Consider the following 16134-nt stretch of genomic DNA (forward strand, 5'->3'; position numbering starts at 1 on the left):
TTTACTCCTTGCCCGCGCCCTTCATGATGCGCGCCTTCTCCCGCTGCCAGTCGCGGTCCTTCTCGGTTTCGCGCTTGTCGAACATCTTCTTGCCCTTGGCCAGGCCGATCTCGCATTTGACGCGTCCGCGCGTGTAGTGCAGGTTGAGCGGCACGATCGTGAAGCCGCGCTGCTCCACCTTGCCGATCAGGCGCTTGATCTCTTCTGCCTTGAGCAGCAGCTTGCGGGTGCGCACCGCGTCGGGCGAGATGTGGGTGGAGGCGCTGTTGAGCGCGCTGATATGGGCGCCGATCAGGAACAGCTCGGCATCGCGAATGACCACGTAGCCTTCCTTGATCTGCACGCGTCCCGCGCGGATCGCCTTGACTTCCCAGCCCTCGAGCACGATCCCCGCCTCATATCGCTCTTCGATGAAGTAGTCGAAAAAGGCTTTCTTGTTGTCTGCGATGGTCATGCGGTCCGGATAGTGGAAATGGAGATAAGTAAAACAAACACCAAAAAAACGAAGGGGAAAGTCGCTGCAGGGCCGTGCAAGGCCATCAGGCGGCGGTTTGGGCGCTATCGTGCGCGTCCGGGGTGCTGTCGGCGCGCGCGTGGGCTAAAATCGGGATTCTAGCAAACCGGCCCGCTCCGGTGGATTCCGCAGTGCGTCATGGCGCTGGCGGCGCCCGCGCGGGCCATGATTCCCCACTACATGGCAGACGTCCATAAATCCGTGCTGCTCGGCCATTCTGCCGAGCAGATGTACAACCTGGTCACGCAAGTCGAGGACTATCCCAAGTTCCTCCCCTGGTGCGGTGGCGTGGAGGTGTTCGAGCAGACCGAGACGATGCTCGACGCCAAGATCTACATCCACTTCAACGGCATCAAGCAGTATTTCCACACCCGCAATACGCAGGAGCGGCCTACCAAGATCGATATGGTGTTCGAGGACGGCCCCTTCAAGACCTTCAGCGGTTCCTGGCGCTTCACGCCGCTGCGCGAGGATGCCTGCAAGATTGAATTCCACCTGCACTACGAGTTTTCCAGCTTCCTGCTGGAGAAAATCATCGGGCCGGTGTTCAGCATGATCGCCAATACGTTTGTCGATGCGTTCGTCAAGCGTGCCGAAATGGTCTACGGCAATGGCTGAGCACGACGCCGGCACCGCGGCCCCGGTGCGCATCTCGGTTTGCTATGCCCGCCCAGGCAACGCCTTCCTGAAGGAGGTCGAGGTACCCGCCGGCACCAGCATTGTCGCCGCGATCGCAGCTTCGGGCCTGCTGCAGGCTTGTCCGGAAGTGGATCCCGCCACCATGCGGGTCGGCATCTTCAGCAAGCTCAAGACGCCGGATACCCTGGTGCGGGCCGGCGACCGCGTCGAGGTCTATCGCCCGCTGGTGGCCGATCCCCAGTCGGCGCGCAACCGGCGCGTGCAGAAGACCCGCAAGGGCGGCACGCGCGAAGGGCAGAAATGGCTGCGTGGCGGCTGACAGGCCCCGGCGCGGAGCTGCGCGGGCGCGCAGGTGCTCGGGTGCTCGGGTGCTCGGGTGCTCGGGTGCTCAGGTGCAGTTTTGCGCGAGCGTGGCGTTGATGCGTTGCAATTCGGCCTGCCGCTCGTCATCGTTCAGTTGCTGCGGCGAGCCATCGGGCGCTGACACGGCAATGCGGCGGTTCTGCTGCAAGGACGTCGCATAGTTGCGCGATTGCGCGCAGCGCACCTGGCGCTCCTGCGCGGCCAGGTCCTTGGCAGCCTGATCCGCTTCGGCCTTCGCCTGCGCGGCGCGGCGTTTCTCGAAGGCTTCCTCGGCACTTGCCATGGACTCTGCTTTCACGTTGCCATTGCCCTTTGCGCCCGGCGCCGGCGCAGTCTGGGTGGCGGCGGCAACGCCTGCGGGGCTGGCTGCCGCGGTTGCCGCGGCTGGCGAGCCGCCCGGCGGCTCGACCGGGCGCAAGCTGCCGGCAAAGCGGCCGGGTGCCTTGATCACGCGGGCGGCCGGCACCGAAGGCGGCGGCGGCACGTCGCTGTAGACCATGTGACCGCTGCCGTCGCGCCACTGCCATGGCGAATCCGCCTGGGCGGTGGCTGCCTGGCACAGGCAGGCGAGGGCGGCCAGCGTGGCGAGCTTGATGTGCGCGGTCGATCGTTTCATGGCTTAGCGTGTTGGGGCAGCCTGCGGTGATAGTGAATGCGGCAGCAGGGCGCGCAGGGCTGGAACCCCGCTGTGCGAGTGACGCGCGCGCCCTTGGCTGCCGGGATTGGCCGCTAGTTTAGGCAGACTTGTCGGCGGCGTGCAAGCGTACCGACCAGGCCACGCCAATCATCAGCAACGCGATGGCCGCGATCTCCAGCGGGCGCGGCAGGCGGTGGTCGAAGACAAAGCCGTACGCCAGCGCGAACAGCGTCTCGAATACGATCATTTGCCCCGACAGCGTAAGCGGCAGGCGGCGGCTGGAGATATTCCAGAGGTTGTTGCCGATCAGTGACGCACCAAGCGCCACGGCCGCGTTGACCATCCAGAACCACTGCCAGTCGCGGCCGCCGCTGGCCGCATCCAGGCTGTCGCCGGCCACCAGCCAGCCCAGCAGTGCCAGCAGCGCGAGCACCACCGATACCACGCCGGTGGAGATGCCGTACAGCGCGGACCATTCATTGCCGCTGTACTGCGGGTTGCGCTGCAGGTAGCGTGCGTTGTCGACCGCGTAGAGCGTCCAGCACACCAGCGCGCCAGCCGCGCACATCACGCCGGCCAGCCGTTGCCAGACGGTGCGCACCGCCTCACCCGCGGCAGCGCCGTGCGCGTGTCCGCCGCCGGCGAACAGGTCGATATTGATGCAGGCGATGCCGGCGGCCACCACCAGCAACGGCCAGATCAGGCGCGACAGCGGCACGGCGCCATGGTCGCGCCGGCCCATGATGGTGACGGAGATGGGCAGGATGCCGATGATCAGCGAGGTGGGGCCCACGCCGGCCAGCTGCACGCCGAACGCCAGYAGCACGTAATAGAGCAGGTTGCCGGTGAAGGCCTGGCGCAGCAGCGCAAGGCAGTCCGCGCGCGTGAGCTTGCGCGCAATGCGCTTCATCAGCGGCAGCGCGGCGATGAAGGCAACCAGCCCATAGGCCAGGTAGCGGCCGATCGCGAGTTCCCAGGGGGAGAATACGGGCAGCAGCTTGGGGGCGATAAACACCATGCCCCAGAAGGCGCCGGCCAGCAGGCCGCACAGTACGCCAATACCCATTGTGGCTTGCCTATCCCTGAAAAAAAGACAAAGAGCATAGCAGACTTGAACAAGGGCACTCGCAGGCGCGTCAAGAAACGTGCCATTCCTGTATAATTCGGTTTTGCGCCTAGAGGAATTGCTATGCGTCTTGTCCAGAAAGCACTCACATTCGATGACGTGCTCCTCGTGCCGGCCTATTCGTCGGTACTGCCCCGGGATGTTTCGCTCCGTACCCGCCTGACCCGTTCGATCGAATTGAACATTCCGCTGGTATCCGCCGCCATGGATACCGTCACGGAAGCCCGCCTGGCAATTGCCATGGCGCAGGCCGGTGGTATCGGCATTGTCCACAAGAACCTGAAGCCGGCCGACCAGGCCCGGGAAGTGGCGCGCGTGAAGCGCTACGAATCCGGCGTGCTGCGTGACCCGATCACCATTCCCCCCGACATGAAGATCCGCGATGTGATTGCACTATCACATCAATACGGCATCTCCGGTTTCCCGGTGGTGGAAGGCAAGACCGTGGTCGGTATCATCACCAACCGCGACCTGCGTTTCGAGGAAGAGCTGGATGCGCCCGCGCGCGCCAAGATGACGCCGCGCGAAAAGCTCGTCACGGTGGGCGAAGACGCATCGCTGGAAGACGCCAAGCGCCTGATGAACCGCCACCGCCTCGAGCGCGTGCTGGTGGTCAACAAGGACTTTGAGCTCAACGGCCTGATCACCGTCAAGGACATCCAGAAGGCAGTGGAACATCCGCTGGCCAGCAAGGATGACCGCGGACAGCTGCGGGTCGGCGCCGCAGTCGGCGTGGGCCCTGACAACGACGAGCGCGTGGACCTGCTGGTCAAGGCCGGCGTGGACGTGATCGTGGTCGATACCGCCCACGGCCACAGCCAGGGCGTGCTGGACCGCGTGCGCTGGGTCAAGCAGAACTACCCGCAAGTGCAGGTGATCGGCGGCAACATCGCCACCGGTGCTGCCGCGCGCGCGCTGGTCGATCATGGCGCCGACGSCGTCAAGGTCGGCATCGGCCCGGGCTCGATCTGCACCACCCGCATCGTCGCTGGCGTGGGCGTGCCGCAGATCACTGCGGTCTCCAACGTGGCCGAAGCCCTCAAGGGCACCGGCGTGCCGCTGGTGGCCGACGGCGGCATCCGCTACTCGGGCGACATCGCCAAGGCACTGGCTGCCGGCGCGCATGTGGTCATGATGGGCGGCATGTTCTCCGGCACCGAAGAGGCACCGGGTGAAGTGTTCCTGTACCAGGGTCGTTCCTTCAAGAGCTACCGCGGCATGGGTTCGGTCGGCGCGATGAAGGACGGCGCGGCCGATCGCTACTTCCAGGAAGACAATACCGCCAACGTCGACAAGCTGGTCCCCGAAGGCATTGAAGGCCGCGTGGCCTACAAGGGCTCGGTCACCGCCATCATCCACCAGATGTGCGGCGGCGTGCGTGCCTCCATGGGCTACTGCGGCAGCAGCTCGATCGCCGACTGGCACGAGACGTCCGAGTTCGTGCAGATCACCGCCGCGGGCATGCGCGAGTCGCATGTGCACGACGTGCAGATCACCAAGGAAGCGCCGAACTACTACATCGACTAAGTTGGTGTCAGTGAGTCGACCCGGCAGGTCTTTATGAACTGGCGGCTGTGCGGGATCCCCGGATCCCGCACAGCGCGCTGCAACTGCCGCAGCCGCAGCCCGCGATGTACGGGCAGTTACTCGGCGTGGCCTTGACCGGCCTGGCCTTGCTGCTGTGGCAGGCAACCGTCAACGGGCAGCTCACGGTGGCGGTGGCGCGAACAGTCGGGCAGGTCAACCTCGCCAGCGCGGTGCTGATCGTGGCGTGGATGCTTATGTTCGACCTGCCGGTGCAGGGTGCCGGAAAGATCTGGCTGCCGGTGCTGGCCGCGGTCCTGGCCTTCTTCGCCGCGGTGCAGATCCCGGCCGCCAAGCGCGTACGCGTGCGCGAACGCGAGCAGCGTGAACAACGCGAGCTGCAAAAAGAGACGCAAAACAAGGATGCCGGCACAGTCCCCGTGGCACGCCGGCCGCAATCACCCGAATACCGGCGCGAGCCGAGTGTCACGCCGCCGCCCGGCTATGGTCCGGGCACCGAAGTGATGACCGAGCCCGCACCGGACGAAACGCCATCCGCCCATCATGCACGACAAAGTCCTCATCCTTGATTTCGGCTCGCAAGTCACGCAGCTGATCGCCCGCCGCGTGCGCGAAGCGCACGTCTACTGCGAAATCCACCCGAACGACGTCACGGACGAATTCGTGCGCGAGTTCGCGCCCAAGGGCATCATCCTGTCCGGCAGCCACGCCAGTACCTACGAAGACCACCAGCTGCGCGCGCCGCAGGCAGTGTGGGACCTCGGCGTGCCGGTGCTGGGCATCTGCTACGGCATGCAGACCATGGCCGTGCAACTGGGCGGCAAGGTGGAGTGGAGCGACCATCGCGAGTTCGGCTACGCCGAGATGCGCGCGCATGGCCACACCGCGCTGCTCAAGGACCTGGAGGATTTCTCCACGCCCGAAGGCCACGGCATGCTCAAGGTCTGGATGAGCCACGGCGACAAGGTTGCCGAGCTGCCGCCGGGCTTCAAGCTGATGGCGTCCACGCCCAGCTGCCCGATCGCCGCCATGGCCGACGAAGCGCGCGGCTACTACGCCGTGCAGTTCCACCCGGAAGTCACGCATACCGCCAAGGGCCGCGACATCCTGGAGCGCTTCGTGCTGAAGATCGCGGGCGCCAAGCCTGACTGGGTCATGCATGACCACATCACCGAAGCCGTCGCCAAGATCCGCGAACAGGTGGGCGACGAAGAAGTGATCCTCGGCCTGTCCGGCGGCGTCGATTCCTCGGTGGCCGCAGCCCTGATCCACCGYGCCATCGGCGACCAGCTCACCTGCGTGTTCGTCGACCACGGCCTGCTGCGCCTGAACGARGGCRASATGGTSATGGASATGTTCGCCGGCCGCCTGCACGCCAAGGTCATCGCCATCGACGCGTCCGAGCAGTTCCTTGGCCACCTGGCCGGCGTGACCGATCCGGAGCAAAAGCGCAAGATCATCGGCCGCGAGTTCGTCGAAGTGTTCCAGGCCGAGGCCAAGAAGCTGACCAACGCGAAGTGGCTGGCTCAAGGCACGATCTACCCCGACGTGGTGGAGTCCGGCGGCACCAAGACCAAGAAAGCCACCACCATCAAGAGCCACCACAATGTGGGCGGCCTGCCGGAAACGCTCGGCCTGAAGCTGCTCGAACCGCTGCGCGACCTGTTCAAGGACGAAGTCCGCGAACTCGGCGTGGCGCTCGGCCTGCCGCCGGAGATGGTCTACCGCCACCCGTTCCCGGGCCCGGGCCTGGGTGTGCGTATCCTGGGCGAGGTCAAGCGTGACTACGCCGAACTGCTGCGCCGCGCCGACGCAATCTTCATCGAAGAGCTGCGTGGCACGGTTGCTACCGAGCAGGATGCCGCTGCCGGCATGTGCGAGCCTTCGCAAGTCGGCAAGAGCTGGTACGACCTGACCAGCCAGGCCTTTGCGGTGTTCCTGCCGGTCAAGTCGGTTGGCGTGATGGGCGACGGCCGCACCTATGACTACGTGGTCGCGCTGCGCGCGGTGCAGACCACCGACTTCATGACGGCGCACTGGGCGCATTTGCCGTACGCGCTGCTGGGCCGCTGCTCGAACCGCATCATCAATGAGGTTCGTGGTTTGAATCGCGTGGTGTACGACGTGTCGGGCAAGCCGCCGGCGACGATCGAGTGGGAGTGAAATCGGGTCCTTCGGGGACTATCGCCGGCCAGTGGAACAGGTTGGCGGTAGAACCCGGAGGCCGGATTAAGGCCCTCCCGTTTACTATCCAGACCAAATCGGTCTTTGACGGTAAAAACCCCCCTTTGGAAAGCACGATTTCATGCGGTTTTCCGGGCATGAGCAGGCTTCCTGGCTCCCGACGGTAAAAAGCCGTCACGACTCGATCTCTCAAACGGGATGCGGCTCACGCCGCTCGCCACTGTCGCTGACGATTCCCAGACCAGGCTCAGGCGCGGGCTCACACCGTGGCGTCCGGTAACGCCACGGGCTCGCACCAATGACGTGTCGGTCATCGCGGCGCTGCCGTTCCCTTTATAGCGCGGAACCGTTTCTTCGCGAACGCCGGGCGCGTCCATGGGCTTGGGAGGCTCAGAAAGCGACACAACACTGGATCCAGCGCCTCCCCAAATTTCGTCACCCACTCCACCATACCGATCAAAATTGCTACCTGCGCTGGCTCCCCAAGCACGAGCACGAGCAGGGGGAAACGCCGCCGCTCTAGTAGGAAAGCAATTGGCCGCCGCTGCCGGGCACCTGCGCCGCTGTGCCCAGCCTGTTCGTCGCTAGGGCGCGGATCAGCACGTCACGATTGGTAAGGATGTGCTCGCGCATCAATGCCTCGGCGCGGCCGACCTCGTGCAGCGCCAGCGCGTCCACGATGCGGTAGTGCTCCGCCAGCGCCTGCCGACTGTGGTCGCGCTGGTACAGCAGCATCAGGGCGTCATGGTCGTGGGGATGCGATTTGCTGTCGAAGATGATGGGCAACTGCCGCGCGCGGCGCACGGCGTCGGTCAGCCAGCTGTTGTCCGCCAACTCCAGCAGCGCGTAGTGAAAGTCGAGATTCATGTTCTGCCACAGCAGGGCCTGCTGGTCGTTCCACTCTTCCTCGTGCAGCACCCGCCGCTGAGCCGCCAGGAGGCCGCCCAGGCGCTCCTGTTCGGCGTGCATCAGGCCGCGCTCGCCGATCAGCCGGCAGCCCAAGCCCTCGAGCGTGGCCCGCACGGTGAAGGCGTCCTTGATGTCCTTGGGCTGGAAGCGGCGGACCAGGAAGCCGCGATTGGGCTGGTAGACCAGCAGGCCCTCGTCGGCGAGCCGGGCCAGCGCATCGCGCACCGGCGTGCGGGAGACGCCCAACTCCTGGGCCAGTGTGACCTCCATCAAGTGGGACCCGGGCGGAATCTCGCCGTCGAAGATGCGGTTGCGCAGGGTATCCGCGACTGATAGCGCGCGGGTCCGGGAAGTTTCGGGAGAGGACATCTTTCTGGATTGTGGATTCAGTCGGTGTGGATGTGTCGGCTGCGGATGAGATTACCCCACATTGTCCGCTCGCCGGCAAGGAACCGGCTGGTCTGCTCGGGCGTCGAGGGGAATCTCTCTGCTCCGCTGGCCTCGATCGCCTGGGCGAGCTGCCCGTCATCGAGCGCCTGCGCAAGGGCGCCATGTAGCTTGCCGATAATCTCCTTCGGCGTTTCGGCCCGCGTAAACAGGCAGGTCCAGCTATAGATCTCCACCGGGATGCCCGATTCCTTCAGCGTGGGCACGTCCGGCAGCGACGCGATCCGCGCGCGCGACGCCACCGCGAGCGGCCGCAGCGTGCCGCTGCGGATATGGGGCAGCACGGTGGCCGGATTGGAAAACATCATCTGCACCTGGCCGCCGATGGTGTCCGCGATGGCCGGCGCATTGCCGCGATAGGGGATGTGCGTGAGCACGACGCCGGTCGCCTGCGCGAACAGTTCGCCAGACAGGTGGGAAGTGTTGCCATTGCCCGCGCTGCCGAAGTTGATCCGCCCGGGCTGCGCCCGTGCCATGCGCAGCAGGTCCGCCAAGGTCTTCGCCTTCGATGCCGAATTGACGACGAGCACGTTCGGGCCGCGGCTGACGCAGCCGACCGGCGTGAAGTCGCGGGCCGGATCGTAGGGCGGGCGCGCCATCATCAATGGCGCGTTGATCTGCTCGGCGGGCGTCCCCAGCAGCAGGGAATAGCCGTCCGCCGGCGCGCGCAAGACCTGCGCGGCACCCAGCGTGCCGCTGGCGCCGCTCTTGTTCTCCACTACCACGGATTGGCCCAACTGCCGGGACAGGTTCTTCGACAGCAGGCGGGCGATCGTGTCGGTGGTCCCGCCAGCAGGGAATGGCACGACCAGCGAGAGCGGTCGCGCGGGCCATGCAACGCTCGTTTCGGCGTGCGCCCAGGAGGCGGGGCAGACGGTGCCGACGAGCGCGAGCAGCAGGACGGGGCGAGTCCGGCGGAGGGATTTCAGGGTAGGCATGTGCAGGTCTCCTTTCTTCTGTATGTATGCATATTAGCGTGATTAATGCTTCAAGCTTACTTTATTTGTTGAAAAAATAAAAACATGCATACATACTATTCGAACCACGACCAGCCAGACTCATCATGCGAAAGACTGCATTGCTCCAGAAACTGATCCATGCACCGGAACTCCTTGTCATGCCGGGTGCCTTTGACCCCCTGTCCGCCCGCATCGCGCAGGAGGCGGGTTTTCCCGCGGTGCAGTGCTCAGGCTTCGGCATTTCCGTGAGCCGGCTGGGACTGCCGGACTACAGCTTCCTCTCGCTGTCCGATATGGTCGCGGCCACGCAGCAGATAGTCGACGCCATCGACCTGCCGGTCATGGCCGACGGCGATACCGGCTTTGGCAATGCCGTCAACGCTTGGTATGCGGTCAAGGCCTTTGAGCGCATTGGCTGCGCGGGCGTCAATATCGAGGACCAGGTCATGCCCAAGCGCTGCGGCCACCTGGAGGGCAAATCCATCGCGCCGCTGGACGAAGCAGTGCAGAAGATCCGCGCCTGCGCCGAGGCGCGCGCGGATCCGGATTTCGTGATCAACGCGCGTACCGACGCGCTTGCCGTGGGCGGCATCGAGGAAGTGATCCGTCGCGGCAATGCCTACCTGGAGGCCGGGGCGACCATGATCTTCGTGGACGGCATGACGTCCAAGGAGTTGGCGCGGCAGGCCGTGCAGGGAATTCGCGGGCCGGTGGCGATCAATGTGGTCGAAGGCGGCAAGTCGCCCGAGGCCTTCACGTTCGAGGAGATGCAGCGCATCGGCATTGCGCGCGTGAGCCTGCCCGCCACGCTGATGCTGGCTGCCATCCAGGGCATGCGTGACGCGCTGACGGCGCTGCGCGCCAACGGCTACGCCGGTGGCCCCGGGGCGCGGTTGGCGGACTTTCGCGAGCAGCTCGAGCTGGTCGGTTTCAAGGAGGTGTTCGCGCTGGAGCAGCGCTATTTGGCCGGGCTGCAGCATCCCGGCACCGCACGGTGAGGTGAGCACTATGTATGCATCACCGCGCAACATCATCGAGAAGATCTGGGACCAGCATGTTGTGGCGCAGCTGGATGGCGAGCAGGCGCTGCTACATGTCGACCGGGTCTTCCTGCACGACCGCGCCGGGCCGCGCGTGCTGGCCGGCCTGGAGGAGGGGGGGCATCGCGTGGCGCATCCGAGCCTTGTGTTCGGCACCATGGACCACATCGTCGACACTCAGCCGGGCCGGTGCGACGACACGCTGGTTCGGGGCGGGCGCAGCTTCATTGAGGCCTTTCGCGCCGCCACGCAGCGCTCGGGCATCCGCCTGTTCGACCTGGGCACTCCACGTCAGGGCATCGCGCACGTGATCTCTCCGGAGCTGGGCATCGCCTTGCCGGGCACCACCCTGGTCTGCTGCGACAGCCATACCTGCACTGTTGGGGGCATTGGCGCGCTGGCATGGGGCATCGGCACTACCGAAGGCGAGCATGCCGTCGCCACGCAGTGCCTGGTGCGAAGCAAGCCACGGACCATGCGGGTGTCGTTCCATGGCAGCCTCGGGCCGGCGGTGTCGGCCAAGGACATGGTGCTGGCCTTGATCGGCAGGTTCGGCGTCAGCGGTGGCGACGGGCATGCCATCGAATTTTCGGGCGAGGCAGTGCGGACGCTGGATGTGGAGGGGCGGCTGACCTTATGTAATATGGCCGTCGAGTTCGGCGCCTGGACTGGTCTGGTGGCGCCAGACGCGCGTACCGTCGAATGGCTGGCGGGGCGGCCCTTTGCCCCTTCAGGTGCCGCCTGGGATGCAGCGGTTTCGGATTGGCTCGCGCTGCGCTCGGACGATGACGCGCACTGGGACAAGGAGCTGGAGTTGGACTGCGCGGAGCTCGTTCCCCAGGTGAGCTGGGGAACCCATCCCGGCCAGGTCGTGGGCATCACCGGCGCAGTGCCGCCTCCCGCCGACGCGGATGCCGAGCGCGCGCTCCGCTATATGGAGCTGCACCCCGGGCAGCCGATGCTGGGGACTCCCATCGACGCGGCCTTCATCGGCTCCTGCACCAATAGCCGCCTGCCCGACCTGCGCGCCGCCGCGCAGGTGGTGCGGGGACGACGCGTGCGCCCTGGCGTAAAGGCCATCGTGGTGCCCGGATCGACCAGTGTGAAGCATGCCGCAGAAAGTGAGGGCCTGGATCGTGTGTTCACGGAAGCAGGCTTCGAGTGGCGCGAAAGCGGCTGCTCGTTGTGCTTCTTCGCCGGCGGCGATAACTTCGACCAGCCTGGCAAGCCCGGGCGCCGCGTGATCACCAGCACCAACCGCAACTTCGAGGGCAGGCAGGGCCCGGGTGTGCGCTCTCACCTGGCCAGCCCGGCAACGGTGGCGGCCTCAGCCATCGCCGGCTGCATAGCCGATCCACGTCCGCTGCTGCGCTAGGGAGCATCACATGGAACAGTTCATCCAACTGAAGGGAATCGCCGCTCCGCTGATGCGAGCCAACATCGATACCGATCTTCTCATTCCCTCGCGCGAGATCAACTCACCCGGGCGAGATGGCTATGGTGAGAAGCTGCTCGCGCCTTGGCGCTATGAAGCCAGCGGGAGCGGGAACGGACAGCGTGTCGAGCGCCCCGACTTTGTGCTCAATCGCGAACCCTACCGCCGGGCGACGATCCTGCTGGCCGGCGAGAACTTCGGCAGCGGATCCTCGCGCGAGGCCGCCGTCTGGGCGGTGCGGCAGTTTGGCTTTCGCTGCGTCATCGCGCCGTCGTTCGGCGCGATCTTCCAGAGCAACTGCTACCGCAATGGCGTGCTGCCGGTGGTGCTGCCCGCGAATGAAATTGCCGTGCTGGCTGCCGAAGCCGAGCGGGAGGTGCTGGAGCTGACCGTCGATCTTGAGTCCTGCACGGTGCGGCACCCGCAGGGCCGCTGCTTGCCGTTCATCGTCCCCCCGAGCGAACGCACCCTGCTGCTCGAAGGGCTCGATGCCATTGGCCTGACTTTGAAGCGCCGGGCCGAGATCGAGGCGTACCAGGCGGCGCTGCGTGAGACGCGTCCCTGGGTTTTGGCCGTAGAAGAGCCGCTTTGACATCTCAGGTGGCCAGAGACCGTGCTGGCCACCTCATCTCACCTCACCTCACCGAAACGGTTCGATCCAGACCATGACAAACACTGCATTCATCGGACTCGACTACTTTGTCGATATCACGCACCCGGACGGCAAGATCGCGCATTGCATCTCGCGATGAGTGGCGTCGTTAAGACGCCTCGATGCCGCTCCAGACCTCAGCTTGGGGTGGCTGGATCTACACGACGCTCGTCTTCACAAGGTTGCGACCGCCGCCCTTCGCCGCATAACAAGCAGTGTCCGCTGTCTTTATCCAGGCATCCCACGCCCCGCCATTCCGGTCGCTCCAGGCCACACCGATGCTCGCGGTAACGCTAACGCGCCCGCCGTCGATCACAATGGACATTGCTTCGATTCGCTTGCGAAGCCGTTCAGCGACCGCTCTGGCAGCTTGCTCGTCGACGTTCGGAAGAAAGAGCGCGAACTCCTCGCCTCCGTATCGCGCAAGGACGTCCCCCTCGCGCAGTCCATCTCGGACAGCTGTAGCAACCGACGCCAGCACGAGGTCTCCCACAGGATGCCCGAATCTGTCGTTGATCTGCTTGAAGTGGTCCACATCCAGGATCGCGAGAGCGCTGTTTGCGAGCGGCGCTGGAGGAAGGCGCCCCAGGAACCATCGGCGGTTACCGACGCCGGTCAGCGCATCGGTGTCCGCTGCAAGCTGAAGACCCGCTTCGCGCCGCTCCCTGACGAGTGTCACAACCAGCAGTGCAATCCAGAAATTGAAGAATATCTGAAGAAAAAAGGCAGTCGAAAAGTCAAATTCCGATGGAATATCGAGAACGATGCAAACGAGGCGCACAGCATAGATCAGCGCACTCACCAGGAGGCACGCAGCCAACGGACGACGCACAGGCAGTGGCTCGCTATGTCGGTCCTGCCATATCTCGACTGCCGAAGCTGCGAGGGACATTACCGCGGTCAGGTGAAAGACGCTCGCCCGCTGAGAATTCACAAGCGGGAATCCCGACACTATGCCAAACATGAACCATGCTGCCGGCACGAGTACGACAATCCAGTAAAGGCTCCGGCGGCGGCCACTTAGGCGCCGTATGCCGTCCCAGAGCAGCGGATAGGCGATCGTCCCTAAAAGAAGACTCAAATGCGTCCACAGCCAAAGCGGTAAGGCGGCCCGCTCCCCAAACGCAGCCAGCACTGCACCAATTGCCAAAGCAATCAAAGCAACGGCGAGACGCCCTAAACCCGTGCGCCGGGACGAACGCTTGCGGCTATGCAAGATTGCCGCAGCGCCTGCAATCAACGAGGTGTTGTGCAGAAGAATAATGGTGCCCACATCGAAAGTCGGGTGCATATAGCCCCTTCGGCTCCCATACACGAATTATCGAAGAAGCACTTTTCCACAAAGATGACTGGCGCGATTGGGATTTGCCCCAGCCCAAATCGCGCATGCACAGTGACTCGCCGCGGAACCGGGCAGCGACGCCCACTTTGGTATCGAAGTGGACGACGCGCTCGAAATGGCAGCGCAAACCGAAGTATAGCTGCGGCCGGGCCGGCGAACCGTCGCTTGTCTGCTGCGGATTCAACCTGTCGATGCAACGGATTGATGGCATCGTTCAGCCGGTGTATCGAAGTCTGGTGTCTTTCGGGGGCGCTCATTGAGCCGCCTCGCTCCGGCTAGCCCCGGCGGGCCTGGCGCTCAGAAGACGTGGCGGATGCCGACCAGCGCGCCAATCATGTTCTTCTGTCCGGGCGCCTGTGCGTAGCTGAACAGGTAGCCGATGAAGGGGCCATCATTGGCCAGGCTGCCGTTATGCGCCCACGCGGTCGTGAGATAGACGTCGGTTTGCCCCACGCGTTCATACAAGCCCGATGGGCGTCCCGTCAGACGAACCGTGGGATGGGTCCTCGTTGCGGCGTCTGGTCCGGGAGCGCAATCCCTTCCCGGTCGATGTAGCACCACCCCCATCCCTCAGGCGGGTCATACCCCTCAATGATTGGATGTCCGGTTTTCTCGAAATGCGCGCGTGCATGCTTGAGGGGAGAGCTATCGCAGCAGCCAACGTGACCGCAGGATCGGCACAAGCGAAGATGCACCCACGGACTGCCCACTTTGATGCATTCTTCGCAACCCAGAGCGCTTGGCACGACATCGCGGATCGTATTCGTATGGTCACAGGTCTTCATTCCACCTCCTTTGTCAGTCTGCTGAAGTAACTGTGGATCTGGGAAATGGCAGCGGCTCCATCGCCGACTGCGGCAGCAACGCGCTTGGTCGAGCCAGCGCGGACGTCGCCGATTGCAAAGACTCCGGTCATGCTGGTCTCGAGCGATGAGGTCGATGCGCCAGTAAGAATGAAGCCCTTGTCATCCGTCGCGATCGAATCGTTGAGCCAGCAGGTATGCAGCGTCGCACCGATGAACAGGAACAGGTGGCAGATGTCGTAGTGCGTCGAGGTCCCGCTGGCGCGAGAGCGGAGTCCGGTGGATTCATCGCCAAGAGCCGTCAGCTTCGGGAAGTTTGGCGGTGGTTGGCGTGAACCAGCGCGGCGTCACGCGAGGCGAGTTTCGATCGGCAACCCGGATTTCAACGTTTTCGTAAATACCAATCAACCTTTGGTATGGTCGATCAGCTCGAAGGCATCTCAGGATGCTCGAGTCGGCCGGCGATCCCCGCGGCCTTCACGTCTGGATCCCGCTCAATTTCCTCGCGACGCCAATCCCCTAAGGCTGTGCTCATGATTTCGGGCCGTGGCCGCTCCTTTCACTTGCGCACGGTTGGTTCGCGCGTCGATCCCCGTTGTCTCGTGCAATCCCAGGTGATATCAAAAGTTTTGAACGACATTGACAATACCGATTGGCTGTTCACACACTTTCCTTCGCTATAGTTCTTCACATGGACGGCGCGGATACGCAACAGAGCGAACAAGGTGCCGCCATGCAAGAACCAAAAATCATTGAATAAATTTCATCGGAGATATCACATGTCGAACGCCAAACTTGAAGTCCTGACCCCGCGCAACAGCCAACTGATCATCATCGACCACCAGCCCCAGATGGCTTTTGGCGTGCAGTCGATGGACCGCCAGACCATGAAGAACAACGTCGTGGGCCTGGCCAAGGCAGCGAAGATCTTCGAGGTGCCGACCACCATCACCACGGTCGAAAGCGATTCGTTCTCCGGCTACACCTACCCCGAACTGCTCGACGTCTTCCCCGGCAAACAGACGCTGGAGCGTACCTCGATGAACTCCTGGGACGACCAGAAGGTGCGCGACGCGCTGGCCGCCAATGGCCGGAAGAAAGTGGTGGTGGCCGGCCTGTGGACCGAGGTCTGCAACACCACCTTTGCGCTGTGCGCGATGCTGGAAGGTGACTACGAGATCTACATGGTGGCCGACGCTTCAGGCGGCACGACCAAGGAAGCGCATGACTACGCCATGCAGCGCATGGTTCAGGCAGGCGTGGTGCCCGTGACCTGGCAACAGGTCATGCTGGAGTGGCAACGGGACTGGAAGAACCGCGAGACGTACGACGATGTGATGGCCGTGGCCAAGGAGCACTCGGGCGCCTATGGCATGGGCGTCGACTACGCCTACACGATGGTCCACAAGGCCGAGCAGCGCACCGCCACGAAGCACGAGTCGCTGGCGCCGGTCCATGCACAGGTGATCGAGCGCTAATCCTGCATTCGCGGGCTGGACGCTCCAGAGGGCGTCCAGTCGCGGCTTGAAGCAAGATCGC

The 16134-nt window shown here is 64.2% G+C and carries 18 protein-coding genes; 9 read left to right on the top strand and 9 right to left on the bottom strand.

The annotated features are described in order from the left end of the window. Position 1: 1 nt before the first annotated feature. A complete protein-coding gene (gene smpB / locus AB4061_RS01825; protein WP_006164727.1) occupies positions 2–454 on the bottom strand; it encodes an SsrA-binding protein SmpB in 453 nt (150 codons plus the stop codon). Positions 455–694: 240 nt separating this feature from the next. Between smpB and AB4061_RS01830 the strand changes: the two genes are divergently transcribed. Beyond that, complete coding sequence (locus tag AB4061_RS01830; protein WP_150983478.1) at positions 695–1132, top strand: type II toxin-antitoxin system RatA family toxin; 438 nt, start codon at positions 695–697, stop codon at positions 1130–1132. Continuing rightward, entirely contained in the window at positions 1125–1472 is a 348-nt protein-coding gene (locus AB4061_RS01835) for an RnfH family protein (RefSeq protein ID WP_441630365.1), read from the top strand. Before AB4061_RS01830 ends, AB4061_RS01835 begins: the two co-directional genes overlap by 8 nt. A 69-nt stretch (positions 1473–1541) precedes the next feature. Here AB4061_RS01835 and AB4061_RS01840 read toward each other — a convergent pair whose 3' ends face one another. Both AB4061_RS01840 and AB4061_RS01845 read right to left on the bottom strand, forming a co-directional pair. Further along, the gene (locus AB4061_RS01840) at positions 1542–2132 is read right to left on the bottom strand and encodes a DUF4124 domain-containing protein (protein WP_441630367.1); all 591 of its coding nucleotides are present in this window, start codon (positions 2130–2132) and stop codon (positions 1542–1544) included. A gap of 118 nt (positions 2133–2250) precedes the next feature. Beyond that, positions 2251–3219, bottom strand: a complete 969-nt coding sequence (locus tag AB4061_RS01845) for a DMT family transporter (RefSeq protein WP_441630369.1) — start codon at positions 3217–3219, stop codon at positions 2251–2253. A 123-nt stretch (positions 3220–3342) separates the two neighbouring features. Between AB4061_RS01845 and guaB the strand changes: the two genes are divergently transcribed. The 3 genes from guaB to guaA all read left to right on the top strand — a co-directional run bounded on the left by guaB (position 3343) and on the right by guaA (position 6987). Next, positions 3343–4806 (top strand): IMP dehydrogenase, encoded by a 1464-nt coding sequence (guaB, locus tag AB4061_RS01850; RefSeq protein WP_441630370.1) that lies wholly within the window; start codon positions 3343–3345, stop codon positions 4804–4806. Between the two features lie 104 nt (positions 4807–4910). After that, on the top strand, positions 4911–5393 hold the full coding sequence (locus tag AB4061_RS01855; protein ID WP_441630454.1) for a hypothetical protein: 483 nt from the start codon (positions 4911–4913) through the stop codon (positions 5391–5393). Next, positions 5368–6987 (top strand): glutamine-hydrolyzing GMP synthase, encoded by a 1620-nt coding sequence (gene guaA / locus AB4061_RS01860; RefSeq protein ID WP_441630372.1) that lies wholly within the window; start codon positions 5368–5370, stop codon positions 6985–6987. Before AB4061_RS01855 ends, guaA begins: the two co-directional genes overlap by 26 nt. Before the next feature lie 540 nt (positions 6988–7527). Here guaA and AB4061_RS01865 read toward each other — a convergent pair. Together AB4061_RS01865 and AB4061_RS01870 are read right to left on the bottom strand one after the other, a co-directional pair. Further along, a complete protein-coding gene (locus tag AB4061_RS01865; RefSeq protein ID WP_441630374.1) occupies positions 7528–8286 on the bottom strand; it encodes a GntR family transcriptional regulator in 759 nt (252 codons plus the stop codon). Between the two features lie 17 nt (positions 8287–8303). Beyond that, on the bottom strand, positions 8304–9302 hold the full coding sequence (locus AB4061_RS01870; RefSeq protein ID WP_441630376.1) for a Bug family tripartite tricarboxylate transporter substrate binding protein: 999 nt from the start codon (positions 9300–9302) through the stop codon (positions 8304–8306). A 125-nt stretch (positions 9303–9427) separates the two neighbouring features. Here AB4061_RS01870 and AB4061_RS01875 point away from each other — a divergent pair, with 125 nt between their 5' ends. Genes AB4061_RS01875 through leuD form a run of 3 tightly spaced genes read left to right on the top strand, consistent with a single transcriptional unit; the run spans position 9428 to position 12390 of the window. Beyond that, complete coding sequence (locus AB4061_RS01875) at positions 9428–10321, top strand: isocitrate lyase/PEP mutase family protein (protein ID WP_441630378.1); 894 nt, start codon at positions 9428–9430, stop codon at positions 10319–10321. Between the two features lie 10 nt (positions 10322–10331). Beyond that, positions 10332–11738 carry a 3-isopropylmalate dehydratase large subunit gene (locus AB4061_RS01880; protein ID WP_441630380.1) on the top strand — a complete coding sequence of 469 codons (1407 nt, stop codon included), beginning with the start codon at positions 10332–10334 and terminating at the stop codon, positions 11736–11738. Between the two features lie 10 nt (positions 11739–11748). After that, positions 11749–12390, top strand: a complete 642-nt coding sequence (gene leuD, locus AB4061_RS01885; protein ID WP_441630382.1) for a 3-isopropylmalate dehydratase small subunit — start codon at positions 11749–11751, stop codon at positions 12388–12390. Positions 12391–12607: 217 nt separating this feature from the next. On the opposite strand, the gene AB4061_RS01890 is transcribed toward leuD, so the two are convergent. From AB4061_RS01890 to AB4061_RS01905, 4 genes are all read right to left on the bottom strand, one after another. Next, positions 12608–13741 (bottom strand): GGDEF domain-containing protein, encoded by a 1134-nt coding sequence (locus tag AB4061_RS01890; protein ID WP_441630384.1) that lies wholly within the window; start codon positions 13739–13741, stop codon positions 12608–12610. A 348-nt stretch (positions 13742–14089) separates the two neighbouring features. Continuing rightward, positions 14090–14245 (bottom strand): hypothetical protein, encoded by a 156-nt coding sequence (locus AB4061_RS01895; protein WP_441630386.1) that lies wholly within the window; start codon positions 14243–14245, stop codon positions 14090–14092. Positions 14246–14274: 29 nt separating this feature from the next. Next, entirely contained in the window at positions 14275–14577 is a 303-nt protein-coding gene (locus AB4061_RS01900; protein ID WP_441630388.1) for a UBP-type zinc finger domain-containing protein, read from the bottom strand. Then, a complete protein-coding gene (locus AB4061_RS01905; protein WP_441630456.1) occupies positions 14574–14900 on the bottom strand; it encodes an FAD-dependent oxidoreductase in 327 nt (108 codons plus the stop codon). The genes AB4061_RS01900 and AB4061_RS01905 overlap by 4 nt, the downstream gene beginning before the upstream one ends. Before the next feature lie 474 nt (positions 14901–15374). Between AB4061_RS01905 and AB4061_RS01910 the strand changes: the two genes are divergently transcribed. Next, the gene (locus AB4061_RS01910; RefSeq protein ID WP_441630390.1) at positions 15375–16073 is read left to right on the top strand and encodes a hydrolase; all 699 of its coding nucleotides are present in this window, start codon (positions 15375–15377) and stop codon (positions 16071–16073) included. Positions 16074–16134 lie beyond the last annotated feature (61 nt).

It is taken from the genome of Cupriavidus sp. YAF13, assembly GCF_052113425.1.
GTDB lineage: Bacteria > Pseudomonadota > Gammaproteobacteria > Burkholderiales > Burkholderiaceae > Cupriavidus.